The organism is Streptomyces sp. NPDC092045, assembly GCF_044756005.1.
Classification (GTDB): domain Bacteria; phylum Actinomycetota; class Actinomycetes; order Streptomycetales; family Streptomycetaceae; genus Streptomyces.
Genome location: NZ_JBIVSC010000024.1, coordinates 29,222 through 49,578 on the forward strand (window position 1 = coordinate 29,222; position 20,357 = coordinate 49,578).

The window sequence follows — 20,357 nt, forward strand, 5'->3', positions numbered from 1 at the left end:
CATCGGGTGAGTTCCGGCCGGGGCCCATGGCGATCACGCCATGGGCCCCGGCCTCTGTCGTGTTCTCACCGCCGTTGTCCACAGGCCGTCGTCCACAGGGGTGGCGCGGAGCCCGGCCCTTCCGCTTGCATGGACTCACATGCAGGGAAGGGCAGTTGGGGAGGGGAACGGATGACCACGCACGCCGGTCCGGATGCCGGGACGCACCACGGGGAACGACCGACGGGAACGCCGGCCCGGAGGCCGGCGGTCTTCGCGGAAGGACCACGGGGCGCCCCCCTCCTCGGGAACCTGCCCGCCTTCGGCAAGGACCCCCTCGCCTTCTTCGAACAGCTCCGGGACCGGGGGGACTTCGTCCGGTGGCGCTTCGGCCGCAGCCGCGCCCTCTTCATCGCCCACCCCGACGACATCGGCGAACTCCTCACCGAGATCGAGCGCACCTTCGACCAGCCCGACCTCGGCATCGCCTTCCGCACCCTCCTCGGCAACGGCGTCGTCGTCGCCAAGGGCGCCGACTGGCGGCGCAAGCGCTCCCTCGTCCAGCCCTCCGTCCGCCCCAAACAGGTCCGCTCCTACGCGGCGACCATGGCCGAATGCGCCGTCGACCTCGCCGACCGGTGGACCGACGGACAGCGGATCGACATCAAGAGGGAGATGGCCGCCCTCACCCAGCTCATCGCCGTCCGCACCATCTTCGGCGTCGACACGGCCGCCGACGCCGAGTCCATCGGCCGGGCGATGGACATCGCCCAGAAGGAGATCGGGGCCGAGTTCAGCGGCATCGGAGCCCTGCTGCCCGACTGGATCCCCACCCCCGGACGCGCCCGCATCAAGCGCGCCACGGCCGTCATCGACGCCGAGGTCTCCCGGATCGTCTCCCGCCACCGCGACGGCGACACCGAACGCCCCGACCTGCTCAGCCGGCTCCTCGCCGCCCGGGACGAGACCGGCGCCCGCCTCTCCGACCGGGAGATACGCGACGAGACGGTCACCCTCTACATCGGCGGCCACGAGACCACCAGCTCCACCCTCGTCTGGGCCTGGCACCTGCTCTCCCGCAACCCCCGGGTCCGGGACGCCCTCGCCGGGGAACTCGACCGGGTCCTCGCCGACCACGAACCGGGATACGACGACTACGCCTCCCTGACCTACACCCAGGCCGTCGTCAAGGAGACCCTCCGGCTCTACCCCACCATCTGGCTCATCACCGGCCTCGCGAAGGAGGGCGCCACCGTCGGAGGCACACCCGTCCCCGTCGGCACCCGCGTCTGGTCCAGCCAGTGGGCCACCCACCGCGATCCCCGCTGGTACGGCGACCCCGAGGCCTTCCGCCCCGAGCGCTGGCTGACCGGGGAGCAGGAGGGGAGGAAGGACGGCGAACCGCCCGAGGGGGCGGCGGGGGAGATACCGGAGTACGCCTGGTTCCCGTTCGGCGGCGGTCCCCGCGTGTGCCTCGGCACCCGCTTCGCCCTCGTCGAGGCGGTCCTCGTCCTGGCGGTCCTCGCCCGCCGCTTCCATCTGGACGTCACCGCCGACGGCATACGCCCGGTCCCCAGCCTCACCCTCCAGCCGGACCGCGACGTCCTGGCGACGATCCGGGCCAGAGGCTCCCGGGGCTGAGGGGGGTCGGGGGCGGGGCTGCGCGAGCGAGTCCAGGGCTGGTGTTGGTGCTGCTGCTGGTACCGGGGCCGGGGCGGCCGGGGCCAGGGCCGGGATTGGGGCCGGGGCCGACGGGCGTCTTCGGTCGGCCGAGGCCAGGGCCTTCGCCGAGGAGGGGGGAACCGGACCAGTTCGTGGAGGACCGCCGTACCCTCCCAGGCCGCGCCGTCGCCGTGCGTCAGGGCGGCGATGCGGCGGGCGGCGTCCATGGTCACCGCCCGCCCCGCACAGCTCGCCGACGTCGTCCGGGAAGCGCTCTCGGAAGACGCCGGAGAGGCCGAACCCGAACGGCGCGCCCAGGGCGTCGCCGACGGCGGAGGCCAGAACGGCGCCCATGGCGAGGTCGGTGTTCGTCATCCGGTCGGTTCGGAGAGGGGGGCGGAGACTCTCGTGAGCGGGGAGTCGGGAGTGGAGGGGAAGGAGGCCCCGGGAGAGGTGCGGAGGGAGAGGGCGCCGGCGGCCGCGCCCAGCACCACGATCGCCCCCGCGCTCGCCAGCGTCGCGCCGTCCGGGGCGAACAGGGCCTGGCCCCGCAGTGCCTGCCAGGTCAGCAGGACGAAGAACGCCGCGTAGACCGCCGAGGAGGTGAGGGCGAGGCACAGCCGGACCCGGTCGTCGGCGAGACGGGCGAGGCCGGCGAGGCGGGGCGAACGGGACGAGCGGGCGGCGAGGGCGGCCAGGACGAGCAGGACCAGCGGGAGCAGTTGGAGCGCGTGCATGCCGAAGAAGTGCGCCACGCGCAGGTCGCCGCCGGTGGTGGCCCAGCCGGTCACCGGCAGGGACGGGCCGCCGTCCGGAACGCCGACGCTGTGCGCGCCGACGATCGGCGGGTTGTCGGCCGCGAGCTGTTCCGGCGTCGGGCGCACCATCAGGAAGCCGACGGCGGCGCCCGCCAGGGCGATCAGGGAGGAGAGCCGGACGGCCCAGGCCATGGCACGGTCCAGGATCCGGGCGCGCAGCAGGAGGAGGGCGATGACCAGGGCGCCGAGCCACAGCAGGACGACGGTGCCGCCCATGATCTGGAAGACGGTGTTGTCGAACGGGGTCGCCTGGTTGAAGTGGCTCCGGGTGCCCCGTACCACCTGGAGGGTGATGAGGACCATCTCCACCGCGCTCGCGGCGGCGACCACGGTTCCGGCCCACCAGCCGGCCCGGCGGCCCCGGGGGAGCAGCGAGAGCATCCAGGCGAGCGAGAGGGAGTAGGCGACGAACGAGACCGAGAACTTGAACGGCTTGGCCCAGATCGGCGCGCCGACCAGGACCCGGTCGTCGACCACCAGGCCGGCGGCGGAGACGAGCGCGAGGGCGACCATCGAGGCGGCGAACCAGACCAGGGGCCGGTGTAACCGGACGGGTGGGGCGAGCGGATGGGGCGAGGTGCGCGGGCTCGGCGAAGACATGTGAATCCCCCCGTGGGAAAGTATGGATAGTGGCACTCGCCGCTATCCGATAGCGCCACTATCTATGATGTGGGTGTCGGTCGGCAAGGCAGAAGAGGGACCGGAAAGGTGAACAGGCAGTGCGCATCGGAGAGTTGAGTCGCAGGACCGGGGTGTCCGTGCCGACGATCAAGTTCTACGTACGGGAAGGACTGCTTCCGGCCGGAGAACTGACGAGCCCGAACCAGGCCTCGTACGGAGAGACGCACGTGCGGCGGCTCCGCCTGATCCGGGCGCTCCTCGATGTGGGCGGCCTGTCGGTGGCGGGGATCCGCGAGGTGCTCGTGGCGATCGACGATTCGGAGCGGCCGCTGCACATGGTGCTCGGAGAGGCGGCGAACCGCGTGGTGCCGCGGTACGAGCGCGGGGACGGGTCCGGGATCGCCGAGGCGAGGAAGAGGGTCGCCGAGCTGATCCGGGCGCGCGGATGGCACACCTACGAGGGGAACCCGGCGGCCGAGGCCCTGGCGACGGCGATCGCCGCGCTCGACGACCTCGGCCACGGCCGGTTCGTCGAGGTCCTGGACGCGTACGCGGACGCGGCGGAGCGGGTGGCGCGGGTCGACCTGGAGTACGTGGCGCACCAAGTGGCGCGGGAGGGACTGGTGGAGAGCGTGGTGGTCGGCACGGTCATCGGCGACGCCGTCTTCGCCGCGATGCGCCGGATCGCCCACGTGGAGGAGTCGGGGCGGGTCTTCGGGGAGACGACGTGACGGGCCGGCGGGCCGGCGGGCCGGCGGGCCGGCGGGCCGGCGGGCTGACGGACTGATGGGCTGACCGACCGACGGACCTGTGCGGCCGACGGTCTGACGGCCTGGGGTGGCCCGACGCCCGGGGTGGTCCGATGCCCTGGGGTGGTCCGGCGGTCCGGCGGTCCTGCGGTCCTGCGGTCCGGCGGTCCGGGAGGGGCTGACGACCCCGGAAGGACCGGCGGTCCGGCGGCGTTGCGGCCCGGCCGTCCACCGGTCCGGCGGCCCGGTCGTGCTCATGCGAACGGGGGTGGCCGGGGCGGAACGCCCCGGCCACCCCCGTCGGAGGAGCCGCTCAGCTCTCCTGTTCGCGCTCCACCTGGTCGTTCCACTCGCGCTTGATCGCGCGCCAGGCCTCGTCCGACTTGCCCAGGCGCCAGTAGCCCGAGATCGACAGGCGCTCGCGCGGCACCTCCCGCTCCAGGCGCAGATGGCGGCGGAGCTCCTTCACGAAGCCCGCCTCGCCGTGGACGAAGGCGTGGACGTCGCCCGCCGGGAACTCCAGCGCCCGGACCGCCTCGACCAGCGCCTCGCCCACCGGGCGGTCGCCCCGGTGGAGCCAGGTGACGTCGACGCCCGCCGCCGTCTCCAGCTTCTGCTCCTCCGCCGCGTCCGCGATCTCCACGAAGGCGTGCGCCCGCGCCCCGGCGGGCAGCCGCTCCAGGGCCGCCGCGATCGCCGGAAGCGCGCTCTCGTCGCCCGCGAGCAGGTGCCAGTCCGCCGCCTCGTCCGGCGCGTAGCCGCCGCCGGGGCCGAGGAAGCGCACGGTGTCGCCCGCCTCGGCGCGCGCCGCCCACGGGCCCGCCAGGCCCTCGTCGCCGTGGACCACGAAGTCGATGGTCAGCTCGCGCCGCTCCGGGTCCCAGGCCCGTACCGTGTACGTCCGCGTCGTCGGCCACTCCTCCCGGGGGAACTCCTCCCGGATCCGCTCCATGTCGAAGGGCTCCGGGTAGGCCACGCCGTCGGGGGCGAAGAGCAGCTTCACGTAGTGGTCGGTGTACTCGCCGACCTCGAAGCCGTCGAGGCCCGGGCCTCCGAGGACGAGCCGCACCATGTGCGGAGTGATCCGCTCCGTGTGCACCACACGCGCTTCGGTGGCCTTCGGTGACCTGCGGGCCGGCTGCTCTGCCACGACGTGCTCCCCTGACTTCTGCGTACTTAGGCATGCCTAAGCTAACACTTCGCGGCGAGGACGGTCCTGTTCCGGCCGGACCGGATCAGCGTTCCAGGACCGGCAGCAGCCGTCCCACGGCGCCGGCGAGGCCCCACCGCTTCACCAGCGCGTCCAGGGCCGCCGGGTCGCGGGGACCCGGGGGCAGGGCCGGGTCGAACTCCGGCAGCGGCACGTCGGCGGCGACCCGCACCACCGTCGGCGCCACGTCCAGGTACGCGGCCGCCTCCAGGATCCCGCGCCGCTTGGCCGGGGTCAGCTTCGACGCCGGGTCCTCCGCCGCCGCCCGCACCCCCGCCAGGTCCCCGTACTCCGTGATCAGCTGCGCCGCCGTCTTCTCGCCGATGCCCTTGACGCCCGGCAGCCCGTCGCTGGCGTCCCCGCGCAGCGCGGCGAAGTCCGCGTACCGGTCGGGGCGCACCCCGTACTTCACGCGGATCAGCTCCCCGTCCACCAGGTCGCAGTCGCCGACGCCCTTGCGCGGGTACAGCACCCGCACCTCCCGGGCGTCGTCCACCAGCTGGAACAGGTCCCGGTCGCCCGTGACGATGTCCACCGGACCGGTGGCCCGGCCCGCCAGCGTCCCGATCACGTCGTCCGCCTCGTACCCGGCCGCCCCGATCCGCGCGATGCCGAGCGCCGCCAGGACCTCCTCGATCACCGGCACCTGCGGGGACAGGGTGTCCGGGACCTCCTCCTCGTCCGGGCCCGCCTCCGTCTCCACGGCCACCCGGTGCGCCTTGTACGACGGGATCAGGTCCACCCGCCACTGCGGGCGCCAGTCCTCGTCCCAGCAGGCCACCAGGTCGTCCGGGCGGTGGTCCTGGACGAGCCGGCCGATGAAGTCGAGCAGCCCGCGCACGGCGTTCACCGGAGTGCCGTCGGGGGCCCGCACGGAGTCCGGCACGCCGAAGTACGCGCGGAAGTAGAGGCTGGCGGTGTCGAGGAGCATCAAACGTCGCGTCACCCGGCCGATCCTATGGCGCGGCGCGGTGCGCCGGGGGAGCACCTCGAACGGGTCTTCCGGGCCGTTCTTCCGTGACCCGTGTCACCTTTGCGTTTGCGACCTTCGGCCCCGGGCATGCGCGTGCCCGGAGTCAACCCCGGTACGGAAATCCGACGAAAGGATTGCGTGCGCGACGGGGCGCGGGCCGATCCCGCGGGCTCCGCGGTCCGGCCTCGCGGGGGTGGCGGGGCCGTTCTTCGTTGCTACCCGTGAGGTGTATGTGTCCAGGCTCCAGGCCGACCACCTGTACAAGGTGTTCGGCAGACGACCCGACGAAGCCGTCCGCAGGCTGGTGGACGGCGCCGACCGCGACGAGCTGCGCGCCGAGGGGACGACGGCGGCCGTCGTGGACGCCGGATTCGTCGTCGAGCCCGGCCAGATCTTCGTCGTGATGGGCCTGTCCGGTTCCGGGAAGTCCACCCTCCTGCGCATGCTCAACGGCCTGCTCGAACCCACCGCGGGCCGGGTCCTCTTCGACGGCGACGACCTCACCGCCCTCTCCCCCCGCGACCTGCGCGCGGTCCGCTCCCGCCGGATCAGCATGGTCTTCCAGCACTTCGCGCTCTTCCCGCACCGGAACGTCCTGGAGAACGCCGCCTACGGCCTGGAGGTCCAGGGCGTGCCCCGCGCCGAGCGCGAGACCCGCGCCGCCGAGGCCCTCGAACTGTGCGGCCTCGCCGGCTGGGAGAAGTCCTGGCCCGACGAGCTCTCCGGCGGCATGCAGCAGCGCGTCGGCCTGGCCCGGGCGCTCGCCACCGACGCCGACCTGCTCCTCATGGACGAGTCGTTCAGCGCGCTCGACCCGCTGATCCGCCGCGACATGCAGGACCAGCTCCTCGTCCTCCAGAAGCAGTTGAAGAAGACCGTCGTCTTCATCACCCACGACCTCAACGAGGCCATGCGCCTCGGCGACCGGATCGCCGTCATGCGCGACGGCAGGATCGTCCAGCTCGGCACCGCCGAGGACATCCTCGTCCGCCCCGCCGACGACTACGTGGCCTCCTTCATCCAGGACGTCGACCGCTCCCGGGTGCTCACCGCCTCCGCCGTCATGGCGCCGGGCGCCCCCGCGGCCGACTGCCCCGACGGCTGCGCCTGCCGGCCCGTCGGGCCCGACACCCTCGTCGCGGACCTGTGCGCCGTCGCCGCCGGCGCCCCGCACCCCGTCACCGTGGAGGACGCCGACGGCACCGTCCTCGGCGTCGTGTCCCCGGAGCGCCTCCTCGGCGTGATGGGCGGCCTCGGCACGCACGACGCCACCGTGAACGACGTGACCACGAAGGGCGTCGAGGACAGGCGCGCGGCCACGAAGGGCCTCGGAGCGAAGGACGCGCGGAGCGCCGATACGGCCGTCACGAAGGACTCCGGCCCGAAGCGCCCCGACCCCAGGGACGGCGGCGGAAACGTCCCGGCGAAGAGCGGGCGGGAGGTGACCGCCGGTGCCTAGGCTCCCCCTCGGGCAGTGGGTCGACAGCTCCGTCGACTGGCTCCAGTCCCAGTTCTCCTGGCTCTTCGACGCCGTCACCACCGGCGTCACCGGCCTCTACGACGGCATCGACGCCGTCCTGTCCGCGCCGCAGCCGCTGCTGTTCGCCGGTATCCTCGCCGTCGTCGCCTGGTGGCTGCGCGGCTTCGCCGCCGGCCTCCTCGCCTTCGCGGGCTTCGCGCTCGTCGACTCCGTCCAGCTCTGGGACGAGGCCATGGCGACGCTCTCGCTCGTCCTCGTCGCCACCCTGGTCACCCTGGTGATCGCCGTGCCGCTCGGCATCTGGGCGGCCCGCTCGAAGACCGTCAGCGCCGTCCTGCGCCCGGTCCTCGACTTCATGCAGACCATGCCGGCGATGGTCTACCTGATCCCCGGCATCATCTTCTTCGGCGTCGGCGTCGTCCCCGGCATCATCGCCACCATCGTCTTCGCGCTGCCCCCGGGCGTCCGCATGACCGAGCTCGGCATCCGCCAGGTCGACGGCGAACTCGTCGAGGCCGCCGAGGCCTTCGGCACCACCCCGCGCAACACCCTGCTGCGCGTGCAGCTCCCGCTCGCCCTCCCGACCATCATGGCCGGCGTCAACCAGGTCATCATGCTGGGCCTGTCCATGGTCGTCATCGCCGGCATGGTCGGCGGCGGCGGACTCGGCGGCGCCGTCTACCGCGCCATCGGCAACGTCGACATCGGCCTCGGCTTCGAGGCCGGCGTCTCCATCGTCGTCCTCGCCATGTACCTCGACCGGATGACCGGCGCCCTCGGCCGCCAGGTCTCCCCGCTGGGCCGCCGCGCCGCCGCCAAGGCGCGCGCCGCGACCGCCAGGCGCCCCGGCGCCAAGCTCTGGGCCCACCGGCCGCAGCCCGTCACCGCCCTCGTCGGCGTCGTCGTCCTCGCCCTCGTGGCGGGAGGCACCGGCTTCCTCGGCACCGGCTCCGGAAGCGCCGGCGGCAACGGCAAGAAGGTCAGCATCGGCTACATCCCCTGGGACGAGGGCATCGCCTCCACGTACCTGTGGAAGGAACTCCTGGAGCGGCGCGGCTACGAGGTCGACACCAAGCAGCTGGAGGCCGGCGCGCTCTACACCGGCCTGGCCGGCGGACAGCTCGACTTCCAGACCGACTCCTGGCTCCCCGTCACCCACGCCCAGTACTGGGAGAAGTACGAGAACGACCTGGAGGACCTCGGCTCCTGGTACGGCCCCACCTCCCTGGAGCTCTCCGTCCCCTCGTACGTGAAGGGCGTCGACTCCCTCGCCGACCTCAAGGGCAAGGCCGGGCAGTTCAAGGGCCGGATCGTCGGCATCGAGCCCAGCGCCGGAATGATGGGCATCCTCAAGGACAAGGTGCTCAAGGAGTACGGCCTGGAGGGCGAGTACAAGGTCGTCGACGGCTCCACCCCCGGCATGCTCGCCGAGCTGAAGCGCGCCTACGAGCGCAAGGAGCCCGTCGTCGTCACCCTCTGGTCCCCGCACTGGGCCTACTCCGCCCACGAGCTGAAGAAGCTCAAGGACCCCAAGGGGAGCTGGGGCAGGGGCGACGGGGTCCACACCCTCGCCCGCAAGGGCTTCACCGAGGAGAACCCCGAGGTCGGCGCCTGGCTGAAGGACTTCGAGCTGTCCGAGAAGCAGCTCACGGACCTCGAAGCCGTCATCCAGGAGACCGGCAAGGGCAAGGAGCAGCAGGCCGTCCGCACCTGGCTCGACCGGAACCCCGGCCTCGCGGAGAAGCTCACCCCGCAGTAGCCGCCCGACGGGACCGGAACGGTTCCTGTCCGAAAAGGGGTGGTCGCCGAACGTGTTCGGCGACCACCCCTTTTCCGCACGACGCGAAACACCGCCCCAAAGCTGCGTAAGGTTCAGGTAACCGACCGGTACGAGGATCGCGACGGGCACGAGGGAGGGAGCCGACATGGACGAGAAGGAATCACCCCGCGTGGGCGCGGCCGTCAAGAGGCGCCGCAGAGCGCTCCGGCTCACCCTGGCCGTCGTCGCCTCCCGCAGCGGCCTCTCCGTGCCCTTCCTCAGCCAGGTCGAGAACGACCGGGCCCGCCCCAGCCGCCGCTCCCTCGAACTCGTCGCCGGGGCCCTGGAGACCACGGCCGGCGAACTCCTCGCCGTCGCCGAGGCCTCCCGCACCGTCGACGTCGTACGGTCCGGGGAGACCTCCCCCGACCTGCCCGAGGGCGTCCGCTCCCTGGTCCGGGGCCGCCACCAGCTCCACGCCCTGGAGTTCACCGGCGAGCAGGACGCGGGCCGCGAGTTCCAGCACCGCAACGACGAGCTGCTCTACGTGGCCGACGGCGCCGCCGAGGTCGAGGCCGAGGGCCGCGCCTACCGGCTCGACCGGGGGGACACCCTCTACCTCTCCGGCGGGGTACGGCACCGCTGGCGCGCCACCGAGCCCGGCACCCGGCTCCTGATCGTGGCGATCGGGGAGCACGTCGAGGCGGAGGAGGAGTGAGGGACCGGGAGACTCCGGAGGCGCGGCGATGAGGATCGTCTCCCTCGTGCCCTCCCTCACCGAGGCCGTCGCCGTCACCCTGCCCGGCGCCCTCGTCGGCGCGACCGACTGGTGCGCGCGCCCCGAGGGCCTCGACGTCGTCCGGATCGGCGGCACCAAGAACCCCGACGTCCCCGCGATCACCGCCCTCCGCCCCGACCTCGTCCTCGCCAACGAGGAGGAGAACCGCGCCCCCGACCTCGACGCCCTGCGCGCCGCCGGGCTCGGCGTCCTCGTCACCGAGGTGCGCACCCTCGACCAGGGGCTGCGGGAGCTGGAACGGGTCCTCGCCGCCTGCGGCGCGTCCCGCCGCCCCCGCTGGCTGGCGGAGGCCGAGGAGGCCTGGGCGGCGGTCGAGCCCCTGCGCCCGGAGGCGCCGCTCACCGCCGTCGTGCCGATCTGGCGCCGCCCCTGGATGGTCCTGGGCCGCGACACCTTCGCCGGGGACCTGCTCGCCCGCCTCGGCGTCCGCAACGCGTACGCCGGCCATCCCGAGCGCTATCCCCGCCTCCCGCTCGACGGGCTGCGCGCCACCGCGCCCGACCTGGTCGTCCTGCCCGACGAGCCCTACCGCTTCACGCGCGACGACGGCCCCGAGGCGTTCCCCGGGACCGCCGCCGCCCTCGTCGACGGGCGCATGCTCACCTGGTACGGGCCGTCGCTGGCCGAGGCTCCGGAGCGGCTGTCCCGGGCCCTGCGAGCAGCGCGCCGCTGACGAGCCCGCGCGCGGTGTGGAGGGCGGCCACCAGCCAGGCCGCCACGAGGAGCGCGTACAGGCCGACCGCCAGCCACCGGAAGGCGGCCAGGCCGGTGTGCTGCGCCAGCCCCTCGGCGCCGGTCACACAGGTGCCGACCGGGAAGGTGAACGCCCAGAAGGTCATCGCGAAGCCCATGCCCCGGCGCCGCGCCCGCAGCACCATCGCGCCCGCGAGCGCCAGCCACAGCAGCGCGAAGCCCATGACGGGCACCCCGTAGAGGACGGCGAAGGCGGTGAAGCCGTGCGCGTACGGTTCGGGCAGCACGCCCGGGGCCGCGTCGGCGAACTTGTTCGCGGCGGTCGTCGACTGGCCGAGGGGGCCGAGGACCAGGAAGAGGGTGGGGGTGAGCGCGAGCGGGAGCGGGCCGCCGGTGACGAGCCGCCCGAAGACCAGGGGCAGCACGACCAGGGTGGCGAGCAGGCTGAGGCCGAACAGGGCGTAGCAGGCGATCAGGAGCGTCTGCCGGGCCTGTCCGGCCGGCAGGTGGGGGACGAGCAGGGGGCCGAGGGCGGCGGAGACCATGGGGGCGACCAGCGGCAGCAGCCACACCGGGGACGCGCCCTCGATCCGGTGGTGCACCACCATCAGGTACGGCACGGCCACGGCCGCCACCAGGCCGATCAGGGTGCCGGCGGCGAACAGGACGGTGTCGAGCGCGACGGCCGCCGGGAGCCCGATCCAGTCCCGGCCCACGACGAGCGCTCCGCCGCCGACCGCGAGCAGCGCCATCGACAGGCAGCCGTAGAACGGGGCCACGGCCGGGTCCATGAGGTGGGCGCGGGCCCGGTCGCGGTGGTGGATCCAGTGCAGCGCGCGGGCCGGGAGCAGCACGAGCAGCATCGCGAGCGACAGCGCCCAGACCGCCGCGCAGGCGGTACGGAGACCGGGGACGTGCACCGGGAGGGCGGCGCCCGCGGTGGCGACGATCGCCGTGCCCATCACGGAGGCGTACCAGTTGGGTCCGAGGTGACGGACGGAACGGCCCCGGAGGTCCGGCCGGGCGCCGGGGGTGGTGGCGCGGGGGGCCGGAAGGGGGGCCGGGCGGAGGGGTGCGACGCTTGCCATGGCTCCACCCTCGTCCCGTTCCCGGGCCCGGACCAGGGATCATGGGGCTATGACGCCATAAGCTGGGTTTATGGGTAAGGGAACGCGGGACGGTGGCGCCCGCGCGGACGACGGTGCGCACGGGGTCGGGGCACGGGGCGGTACGTCCCGGGGCGGGGCGGCTCCGGGCGGTGGTCCCGTGTCCCGTGGCGGCGGCCCGGTGTCCCGTGACGGAACGGCGTCCGGTGGAGGCCCGGCGTCCGCTGGCGGTCCGATGACGGGCAGTGGTCGGGCGGACGGCAGTGGTCCGGCATCCGGCGGTGGGCCGGTGACGGGCGGTGGTCCGGCGGGCGGTAGTGGTCCGGCACCCGGCGGAGGTCCGGCGACGGGCAGCGCTCCGGCAGTGGCCGGCGCCCCCCGCCCCCACCTCTCCCACCGCGTCCCCGATCTCGGCGCGCTCGAACTGCTCCTCGCCGTCGCCCGGCACGGCAGCCTCGGGGCCGCCGCCCGCGAGGTCGGGATCACCCAGCCCGCCGCGAGCAGCCGGATCCGCTCCATGGAACGGCAGCTCGGGATGGCCCTGGTCGACCGCTCGCCGCGCGGCTCCCGGCTCACCGACGCGGGCGCCCTCGTCACGGACTGGGCGCGGCGGGTCGTGGAGGCGGCGGAGGCCTTCGACGCCGGGGCGCAGGCCCTGCGCGGACGGCGCGACTCCCGGCTGCGGGTGGCCGCGTCCATGACGATCGCCGAGTACCTGCTGCCGGGCTGGCTGATCGCCCTGCGCGCCGAACGCCCCGACACCGCCGTGTCCCTCCAGGCCGGGAACTCGGCGGCCGTCGCGGAACGCCTCTTCACGGGCGAGGCGGACGTCGGCTTCGTGGAGGGCCTCGCGGTGCCGGACGGCCTCGACGGCGTGGTCGTCGCGCACGACCGCCTCGCGATCGTCGCCGCCCCCTCGCACCCGTGGGCCCGCCGCCGCGCCCCGCTGGACCCGGCGGAGCTGGCCGCGACCCCGCTGGTGCTGCGGGAACGCGGCTCGGGCACCCGGCAGGTCCTCGACGCGGCCCTCTCCGCCCACGGCGGCCTCGCGCGGCCGCTCCTCGAACTCGCCTCCACGACGGCGGTGAAGGCCGCCGCCGTCAGCGGGGCGGGCCCGGCCGTCCTCAGCGAACTCGCGATCACCGAGGAGCTGGCCTCCCGCCGGCTGGTCGCCGTTCCCGTCGACGGGGTGCTGCTCCGCCGGGACCTGCGGGCCGTCTGGCCCGCCGGCCACCGCCCCACGGGCCCGGCCCGGGACCTGCTCTCCCTGACCCGCGACCGGCCCCGGTGACCGGGGGCCGCTGATCAGACGTTCGCCGCGCGGTGGGTGATCCGCCCGTCCAGGACCGTCAGCAGGACCGGCAGGTCCGGCAGTTCCGTCGCCGCCGTGGTCAGCGGGTCGCCGCCGAAGACGGCCAGGTCGGCGCGGTGGCCGAGGGCGATCCGGCCCGCCTCGTGCTCCTCGCCCGCCGCGTACGCCGGAGCCGTCGTCAGGCCCCGCAGCGCCTCCAGCGGCGTCAGCGCCTGCTCGGGCCCGTGCGGCGCCCGGTCGAGGTCGCGGCTCGGGCGCCGGTGCCGCGCCCCGGCCATCACGCCGAGCGGCGGGAACGGCGCGATCGGCCAGTCCGAGCCGAGGACCACGGTGGCCCCGGACTCCAGCAGGTCCCGGCAGCGCCACGCGCGCGAGGCGCGCTCCTCGCCGAGCCGGCGCGACCAGTTGTCGGTGTGGTCGGCCCGGGTGAAGTCGCAGCAGTGGGTGGGCTGCATGGAGGCGAGGACGCCCAGTCCGGCGAAGCGGCGCAGGGTGTCGTCCGGGACGGTCTCGATGTGCTCGACCCGGTGCCGCACCTCGCCGCCGCCCGAGGCGCGCGCCTTCTCGACGGAGTCGAGGACGTGCCGGACGGCCGCGTCCCCGATGGCGTGCGTCGCGGTGGGCACGCCCGCCCGGTGCAGCTCGCCGACGATCCGGGTGTAGACCTCGGGGTCCGGCCAGAACGCGTGCGTGGACTCGCCGTGGCAGTCCGGCCGCTCCAGCCACGCGGTGCCGTTGTCGATGGTCCCGTCCATGAAGAGCTTCACGCCGGCGACCCGCCACAGCGCTCCGCCGGTGCCCTGCCGCCCGATCAGGTCCCGTACGCCGTCGGCGTCGGTGCCGGGCTGGCACCAGGGCGCGACCCGCAGCCGCAGCGGCAGCTCACCGGCCGCGTCGAGCTCCCCGTACAGGGCGAGGCTGTCGCCGTTGGCGTCCATGGCGTGGCCGCCGGTCAGGCCCGTGGCGGCCATGGCGCGCAGCGCGGCCGCGAGCCGCTCCCGGCTCTCCTCGCGCGTCGGCCCCGGGGCGACCCGCTCGACCAGCTCGCAGGCCGCGTCCTCCTGGAGGAGGCCGGTCGGGCGCCCGTCGGCGTCGCAGACGACCTCGGCGGAGGCCTGGTCGAAGGTGCGGGGGCCGTCGACCCCGGCGAGTTCGAGGGCCCGGCGGCTGGCGAGGGCCGAGTGGGCGTCGAAGAGCAGCAGGAAGGCGGGCACCCCGTCGAGGACGGAGTCGAAGGGGGCGGTGCCCATGGGGCGGTCGCCGAAGACGTTCGGGTCGAGGCCCCAGCCGAAGAGCCACGCCCCGCGCTCCAGGGTCCGCACCTCGCGGGCGAGCGCCTCCCGGACGTCGTCGAGGTCGGCGCAGTACGACAGGTCCAGGCCGTGCGTCAGCTCGGCGCCGGTGACCAGGTGCACGTGCCCGTCGACGAGCCCGGGAGTGACGACGGCCCCCTTGAGGTCGACCACGGTGGTGGCGGGACCGGCGAGCGCCCGGATCTCGCGGTCGTCGCCCAGGGCCGCGATCCGGCCGTCGTCGGAGACGGCGAGCGCGGTCTCCGGCAGGAACGCCCCCGTGCCGGGATCGAGCAGACGGGCGGAGAGCAGGACGAGACGGGTGCGCACGGTGGCTCCAGGGAGGGTCGCGGGGTGTTCTTCGGCGGTACGGATGCGGGGGTGGTGCGGGCGGAGGGCGGGCACGCGTACGGACGGCGCCCGCGCGGACCGGGCCCTGCGACCCGGTCCGCGAAGAGCGGCGGGGACCGCGGGGAGCGGCCCGCACGGGCCGGCCCCGTCCGGCGTGACGGCGTGCCGCGAGCGGCCCGCACGGATCACCCTGTACGGAGCGCCCCCGCCCGCCGGGACGCCGTGCCGCACGGCCCGCCCGTACGGATCAGCTCGGCGCCGCCGGCAGTGGCGTCCCCGTCAGCGCCCCGGCCGCCAGGCCGAGTTCGCGTTCCGCCGTGGTGACGGCCATGCGGGTCACCGCCTCCGGCCGGTTCCCCCGGTCGGTGTTGGTATGGGCGCCGAGGCCGTCGAGGACCACCAGGATCTGGATGGCCGTCGTGCGCGGGTCGTCCGTGCGGAACTCGCCCCGCTCGACGCCCTCGCGGATGAGACCTGCGAGGCGGTCGTCGGAGGCGCGCTCCTGCTCGGCGACCCGGTCGCGCAGGACGGGCCGGTAGCGGCTGAGGTGCCGGGCGTTGATCCACAGGCGGCTGATGTCGTCGTACGCCTCTCCGGCCGAGAGGGCGAAGTAGCGCGCGAGGTACTGCGCGGGGGTGCCGTGCGGCCGTTCGGCGGGCAGCAGGGAGTCGAGCTCACCGGTGGAGGCCACGGCGAACGCCTCGGCCACCAGCTCCTCCGCGGAGGGGAAGTAGTGGCTGATCAGACCCGGCCGCACGGCCAGCTCCTCGGCGATCCGGCGCAGGGTGACGCACTCCAGGCCCTCGGTCAGGGCGACCCGGGCCGCGGTCTCCACGATCTCCGCGCGCCGGGCTTCCGGAGTTTTCCGAACGCGCTTGCGCTCAACGCTTGACGACATACCGGGGATGCTATTGAGTGTGCGACCAATAAGCAACCAGGTGGGCACCACACGCTTCCGGAGGGCCGCATGGCTTCCACGATCCCCGACCAGAACCCGGCCCCCGAGGCCGCTCGGGTCACCCCTCCGGCCGCCGACCGGCCCGGCCGCGTCGAGGCCCACGGCATCGACCGCATCCCCGACGAGGAACGCCACGGACACCCCCGCGAACTCTTCTCCGTGTGGGCCGCGGCGAACGTCAACTACCTGAGCCTGGTCATCGGCGGCGCCCTGATCCTCATGGGCCTGACCCTCTGGCAGGCCCTCGGCGTGATCGTCGTCGGCAACCTCTTCTGGGTGCTCACCGGCCTGCTCGCCACCTCGGGCCCGGCCGCCGGCGCGCCCAGCGAGGTGATCACCCGGGCCGTGTACGGCGTCCTCGGCAACCGCGTGAACAACGCGGTCGGCGGCTGGCTGGTCTCCGTCTGCTACTTCGCCCTCAACCTGGCCGCCGCGGCCACCGCCGCCTTCGCGCTCGTGGAGAAGACCGGCCTCGCCGTCACCGTCCCCGTCGAGGTGGCCGTCATCGTGGCGATCGCCGCCCTCACGCTGGTCATCAGCGTCTACGGCCACGGCCTGATCATCAGGCTGTACCTGCCGATCACGCTCGTCCTCACCGGGGCCTTCGCCGTCGTCGCGTTCGCCGTCCTGCTCCACGCCGACCTCTCGTACGCCCCCGCCGCGCGCCTCTCCGGCGTCGAGCTGTGGTCCCTGCTCCTCGCGGGCACCACGATGATCGCCTCGGGCCCGCTCTCGTACACCACGAGCGCCGACTTCTCCCGCTACCTGCCCCGCACCGCCCCGAAGCGGGCGATCGTCGGCTGGACCGCCCTCGGCGCCTTCCTGCCCAGCGTCGTCGTCTCCTCGCTCGGCGCCCTCGCGGCCACCACCGTCGACATGACCGACCCGCAGACCGCGCTCCAGGAGCTCCTGCCCGGCTGGTTCGTGCCGGTCTTCCTGCTCGCCCTGGTCCTCGGCACCGTCGCGATCAACGCCCTGACCGCCTACAGCGCCGGGCTCGCCCTCCAGGCCGTCGGCCTGCGCGTCCGCCGCTCCGCCAGCGTCCTCCTCGACGGCGCGGTGGCCGTCGCCCTGACCCTGTACGGCGTCCTCGTCTCCGACTTCCTGGACACCGTCAGCAACGCCCTCCAGGTGATCACGGTCCTGGTCGGCCCCCTGATGGCCCTCTACGCCACCGACGTCCTGCTGCGCCGCTGCCGCTACGACGGCGCCGCGCTCTCCGACGAGACCCCCGGCAGCCCCTTCTGGTACACCGCGGGCGTCAACCGGGCCGGGGCGCTCGCCCTCGTCTGCGGCGTCGCCGCCGCGGCCCTCTGCGTCAACACCCTCTACACCGGGCCGGTGGCCTCGGCCCTCGGCGGCGTCGACCTCTCCCTGCCCGTCGGCATGGGCGTCTCCGCCGCCCTCTACGCCCTCCTGATGCGGGGCGACCGCACGCTGCTCGCCGCCCGCGCGGCCGGCTGATCAGGTACGTCCGCCGGCCGCCGCTGCCGCCGCTTCGATCAGCCCCCGCATCACGCGCCGGTCCTCGCCCATCTCCGGGTGCCACTGCACCCCGAGGGCCCAGACCGGACCGGCCGCCTCCACCGCCTCCACCGTGCCGTCCTCCGCGCGGGCCGAGACCGCCAGTCCCGCGCCCAGCCGGTCCACGGCCTGGTGGTGGTAGGTCGGGACCTCGGCCGTCTCCGGCACCAGGGAGGCGTAGCGGGTGCCCGGCACCGGCTCGACCTTGTGCCGGCCGATCACCCCGACCGCCTCCACGTGCCCGTCCAGGTGCTGGACCAGCGTGCCCCCGAGGGCCACGTTCAGGAGCTGCATCCCCCGGCAGATGCCCAGGAGCGGGGTGCCGGAGGCGAGGGCCGCGTCGATCAGGGCCAGCTCCCAGGAGTCCCGCTCCCTGGCCGGAGGGCCGGTGCGGGGGTCGGGCTCGGCCCCGTACCGCACGGGCTCGACGTCCGCCCCGCCCGCGACGACGAGCCCGTCGAGCCGGGCCACGACCGCCGCCGCGACGGCCGGCCGGTCCGGCGGGAGCATCACCGCGATGCCCCCGCTCTCCCGCACCAGCCGGGGGTACGGGGCGGGCAGCAGCGCCGCCTCCATGTCCCACACCCCCCAGCGGGCCCGGTCCAGATAGGTGGTCACGCCGATGAGCGGCTCGGACACGCGGATTCCTCCAGGGGGATCGGGACGGCGTCAGCCGCGTTCGAGTTCGGCCTCGGCCGCGGCGAGCGCCGCGAACTCCTCCTCGGGCGCCTTGGCGACCAAGTGGTGCCGACTGTAGAACGCGAAGTAGGCGAGGGCGATCACGTACACCCCGAGCGCCGTGAACGCCGCCGCCCGGTCCACCAGGAAGGTCGCCACCAGGGCCGACAGGGCGAGGACGAAGGCGGTGGACGAGGTCGCGATCCCGCCGGGCGTGCGGTACGGCCGGTGCAGGTGCGGCTCGCGGCGGCGCAGCACGATGTGCGAGAGCGCCATCAGGGCGTACGAGATGGTGGCGCCGAAGACCGCGATGTTCAGCATCCGGGCCCCGTTGCCCGTCCCGGCCGCCAGGGCGAAGCCGATCGCGCCCGGGATGAGGAGCCCCAGGTAGGGCGACTTGCGGCGGCTGGTCAGGGAGAGGAAGCGGGGCAGGTACCCCGCCCGGGAGAGGGCGAAGAGCTGGCGCGATCCGGCGTAGATGAGGGAGAAGAAGGAGGCGACCAGACCGGCCAGGCCCGCGTAGTTCACGAACCGGCTGAGCGCCGTCGGCTCCCCGTCGCCCTGGAGCGCCACGACCAGCGGGTTCCCCGCCTCCTGGACGGCGGCCGCGCCGCGCGCTCCGGTGGCGGCGAAGAAGGTCATGACGGCGAGCAGCACCAGCACGCCGAGCGAGATCGCCAGCGCCTTCGGCATCGACCTGACCGGGTCCTTCGCCTCCTCGGCGGCCAGCGGCACCCCCTCGACGCCGAGGAAGAACCACATGCCGAAGGGGAACGCGGCCCAGATCCCGAGCAACCCGAACGGCAGCCAGGAGTTCGAGCCGAAGGCCTCGCCGTCCACCGGGATGTCGTTCAGGCCGTCCACGTGGAAGTCGGTGAACGCGCCGAGCGCGAAGACGACCAGGGCCGCGACCGCGACCGCCGTCACGACCAGGCTGAACCGCAGCGCCTCGCCCACGCCCCACAGGTGGATCCCGATGAAGAGCGCGAAGCAGACCAGATAGACGGGCCAGCCGGACTCCAGGCCGAAGAGCCCCAGGGACTCGACGTAGTCGCCGATGAAGATCGAGATCGCGGCGGGGGCGAGGACGTACTCGATCAGGATCGCGGTGCCGGTGAGGAAGCCGCCCCAGGTGCCGAGCGCCCGTCGGGCGAAGCCGTAGCCGCCGCCCGCCGTGGGCAGGATGGCGGAGAGCTCGGCGAGCGCGAAGACCAGACAGGCGTACATCGCGCCCATCAGGACGGTGGCGACGGCGAGCCCGCCGAAGCCGCCCTTCGACAGGCCGATGTTCCAGCCGGAGAAGTCCCCGGAGACGACGTAGGCGACGCCGAGGCCGGTGAGCAGCAGCCAGCCGGCGCTGCCGCGGCGCAGCGCCCGCCGCTTCAGGTAGTCGTCCTCCGGCGGGCCGCCCCCGGGTGCCTTCCCGGACGTGCTCCCGGTGGTGTCTTCGAGCGTCATGGCAGCGTCAGCTCCCCGCAACGGACCCAATGGATTGAGGCCATACCTTTGCGCCGGTCCTGCGGGAGCGCAACCCCCGTGCGTTACTTTCGGGTCACGGGACCCCCGCCGCACGGGCCCCGCTCACGTCAGGAAGCCCCGCAGCAGCGCCGCCGTGCCCGCGCAGTGCTCCCGCATCACCTCGCGCGCCGCGTCCGCGTCCCCGTCGAGGACCGCCTCCACGAGCGCGGTGTGCTGGTGCTGGGAGTGCTCCAGGTTCCGCACGAGCAGCGGGATGCAGTCGAGCAGGTCGTTCACCGTCGCCCGGACCGCCGCGTACCGCGCCGTCAGGCTCGGCGACCCGGACAGCTCCGCAAGGGTGAGGTGGAGCAGGGTGTCCTGGCGCCGGTAGTCGCCGAGCGGGGCGTCGTGGGTCGCCGCGAGGGCGGACCGCAGCCGTTCGGCGCCCGCCGCGTCCAGGCCGTGGGCCGCGCACAGGCCCGCGGCCCCCACCTCCAGGACCTCCCGGAAGCGCAGGGTGTCCTCCACGTCGACCGAGGCGATCCGGCGGCGCAGCTCGTCCTCGTCGCCCGTCCGGGCCCGGGGCAGCACGAACGTCCCGCCGTACCGGCCGCGCCGGCTCTCCACGAGCCCCTGCTCCTGGAGCACCTTCAGGACCTCGCGCAGGGTCACCCGGCTGATCCCCATCCGGTCGGCCAGCTCCCGCTCGGCGGGCAGCCGCTCCCCGTCCGGCACCAGGCCGAGCCGCACCACCTGGAGGATCTGCTCCAGGGCCTCCTCGAACCCGTTGCCCGCCCGCACCGGCCGCAGCACGGGCGTCAACCGGTCCGCCGATTCACTCGTACTGGCCACGTTCTCGTTTCCTTTCCGCCGGCACTTCCCAAGCAATGGTCTCGCGCAATACCTTATGGCTCCCGGCAGGCCGAAGGAGGAGC

General features: G+C 74.3%; 17 protein-coding genes and 1 pseudogene. 8 read left to right on the forward strand and 10 right to left on the reverse strand.

Annotated elements, in window-relative coordinates; genetic code table 11:
* Positions 1-171 precede the first annotated feature (171 nt).
* Positions 172-1,620 carry a cytochrome P450 gene (locus ACIQKA_RS31520; protein WP_402543056.1) on the forward strand — a complete coding sequence of 483 codons (1,449 nt, stop codon included), beginning with the start codon at positions 172-174 and terminating at the stop codon, positions 1,618-1,620.
* 161 nt (positions 1,621-1,781) lie between these two features.
* Here the strand turns inward: ACIQKA_RS31520 and ACIQKA_RS31525 are convergent.
* Together ACIQKA_RS31525 and ACIQKA_RS31530 are read right to left on the reverse strand one after the other, a co-directional pair.
* Positions 1,782-1,889, reverse strand: a pseudogene (locus ACIQKA_RS31525) (ADP-ribosylglycohydrolase family protein); the annotation flags it as partial.
* 123 nt (positions 1,890-2,012) lie between these two features.
* The gene (locus tag ACIQKA_RS31530; protein ID WP_402543057.1) at positions 2,013-3,059 is read right to left on the reverse strand and encodes a hypothetical protein; all 1,047 of its coding nucleotides are present in this window, start codon (positions 3,057-3,059) and stop codon (positions 2,013-2,015) included.
* 119 nt (positions 3,060-3,178) lie between these two features.
* Between ACIQKA_RS31530 and ACIQKA_RS31535 the strand changes: the two genes are divergently transcribed.
* On the forward strand, positions 3,179-3,811 hold the full coding sequence (locus ACIQKA_RS31535) for a MerR family transcriptional regulator (RefSeq protein WP_402543058.1): 633 nt from the start codon (positions 3,179-3,181) through the stop codon (positions 3,809-3,811).
* A gap of 331 nt (positions 3,812-4,142) precedes the next feature.
* Here the strand turns inward: ACIQKA_RS31535 and ACIQKA_RS31540 are convergent, their stop codons facing one another.
* Positions 4,143-4,979: a siderophore-interacting protein gene (locus ACIQKA_RS31540; protein WP_402543059.1), complete on the reverse strand. Its 837-nt coding sequence runs from the start codon at positions 4,977-4,979 to the stop codon at positions 4,143-4,145.
* Between the two features lie 85 nt (positions 4,980-5,064).
* Complete coding sequence (locus ACIQKA_RS31545; RefSeq protein WP_386370037.1) at positions 5,065-5,970, reverse strand: 5'-3' exonuclease H3TH domain-containing protein; 906 nt, start codon at positions 5,968-5,970, stop codon at positions 5,065-5,067.
* Between the two features lie 274 nt (positions 5,971-6,244).
* On the opposite strand from ACIQKA_RS31545, the gene ACIQKA_RS31550 reads away from it, so the two are divergent.
* From ACIQKA_RS31550 to ACIQKA_RS31565, 4 genes are all read left to right on the forward strand, one after another.
* Positions 6,245-7,471, forward strand: coding sequence for a glycine betaine/L-proline ABC transporter ATP-binding protein (locus ACIQKA_RS31550; RefSeq protein ID WP_402543060.1), 1,227 nt, complete (start codon positions 6,245-6,247; stop codon positions 7,469-7,471).
* The gene (locus ACIQKA_RS31555) at positions 7,464-9,251 is read left to right on the forward strand and encodes an ABC transporter permease/substrate binding protein (RefSeq protein WP_402543061.1); all 1,788 of its coding nucleotides are present in this window, start codon (positions 7,464-7,466) and stop codon (positions 9,249-9,251) included. Before ACIQKA_RS31550 ends, ACIQKA_RS31555 begins: the two co-directional genes overlap by 8 nt.
* A 166-nt stretch (positions 9,252-9,417) precedes the next feature.
* Positions 9,418-9,969 (forward strand): helix-turn-helix domain-containing protein, encoded by a 552-nt coding sequence (locus tag ACIQKA_RS31560; RefSeq protein WP_383159047.1) that lies wholly within the window; start codon positions 9,418-9,420, stop codon positions 9,967-9,969.
* Between the two features lie 28 nt (positions 9,970-9,997).
* A complete protein-coding gene (locus tag ACIQKA_RS31565; protein WP_402543062.1) occupies positions 9,998-10,723 on the forward strand; it encodes a helical backbone metal receptor in 726 nt (241 codons plus the stop codon).
* On the opposite strand, the gene ACIQKA_RS31570 is transcribed toward ACIQKA_RS31565, so the two are convergent.
* Positions 10,650-11,831 carry a TDT family transporter gene (locus ACIQKA_RS31570; RefSeq protein WP_390111873.1) on the reverse strand — a complete coding sequence of 394 codons (1,182 nt, stop codon included), beginning with the start codon at positions 11,829-11,831 and terminating at the stop codon, positions 10,650-10,652. The genes ACIQKA_RS31565 and ACIQKA_RS31570 overlap by 74 nt on opposite strands.
* A 253-nt stretch (positions 11,832-12,084) precedes the next feature.
* On the opposite strand from ACIQKA_RS31570, the gene ACIQKA_RS31575 reads away from it, so the two are divergent.
* The gene (locus ACIQKA_RS31575) at positions 12,085-13,140 is read left to right on the forward strand and encodes a LysR family transcriptional regulator (protein ID WP_402543063.1); all 1,056 of its coding nucleotides are present in this window, start codon (positions 12,085-12,087) and stop codon (positions 13,138-13,140) included.
* Positions 13,141-13,154: 14 nt separating this feature from the next.
* On the opposite strand, the gene ACIQKA_RS31580 is transcribed toward ACIQKA_RS31575, so the two are convergent.
* Positions 13,155-14,783 carry an amidohydrolase gene (locus tag ACIQKA_RS31580; RefSeq protein WP_402543064.1) on the reverse strand — a complete coding sequence of 543 codons (1,629 nt, stop codon included), beginning with the start codon at positions 14,781-14,783 and terminating at the stop codon, positions 13,155-13,157.
* Positions 14,784-15,051: 268 nt separating this feature from the next.
* Entirely contained in the window at positions 15,052-15,702 is a 651-nt protein-coding gene (locus ACIQKA_RS31585) for a TetR/AcrR family transcriptional regulator (protein ID WP_402543065.1), read from the reverse strand.
* A gap of 69 nt (positions 15,703-15,771) precedes the next feature.
* On the opposite strand from ACIQKA_RS31585, the gene ACIQKA_RS31590 reads away from it, so the two are divergent.
* Positions 15,772-17,226, forward strand: a complete 1,455-nt coding sequence (locus ACIQKA_RS31590; RefSeq protein WP_383435470.1) for a purine-cytosine permease family protein — start codon at positions 15,772-15,774, stop codon at positions 17,224-17,226.
* Here ACIQKA_RS31590 and ACIQKA_RS31595 read toward each other — a convergent pair whose 3' ends face one another.
* The 3 genes from ACIQKA_RS31595 to ACIQKA_RS31605 all read right to left on the reverse strand — a co-directional run bounded on the left by ACIQKA_RS31595 (position 17,227) and on the right by ACIQKA_RS31605 (position 20,274).
* Positions 17,227-17,925, reverse strand: a complete 699-nt coding sequence (locus ACIQKA_RS31595) for a gamma-glutamyl-gamma-aminobutyrate hydrolase family protein (RefSeq protein ID WP_383435473.1) — start codon at positions 17,923-17,925, stop codon at positions 17,227-17,229. It lies immediately after the preceding gene.
* 30 nt (positions 17,926-17,955) lie between these two features.
* Positions 17,956-19,422: an ethanolamine permease gene (gene eat, locus ACIQKA_RS31600; RefSeq protein ID WP_391095560.1), complete on the reverse strand. Its 1,467-nt coding sequence runs from the start codon at positions 19,420-19,422 to the stop codon at positions 17,956-17,958.
* 123 nt (positions 19,423-19,545) lie between these two features.
* Positions 19,546-20,274: a FadR/GntR family transcriptional regulator gene (locus tag ACIQKA_RS31605; protein WP_383445742.1), complete on the reverse strand. Its 729-nt coding sequence runs from the start codon at positions 20,272-20,274 to the stop codon at positions 19,546-19,548.
* Positions 20,275-20,357: the final 83 nt, after the last annotated feature.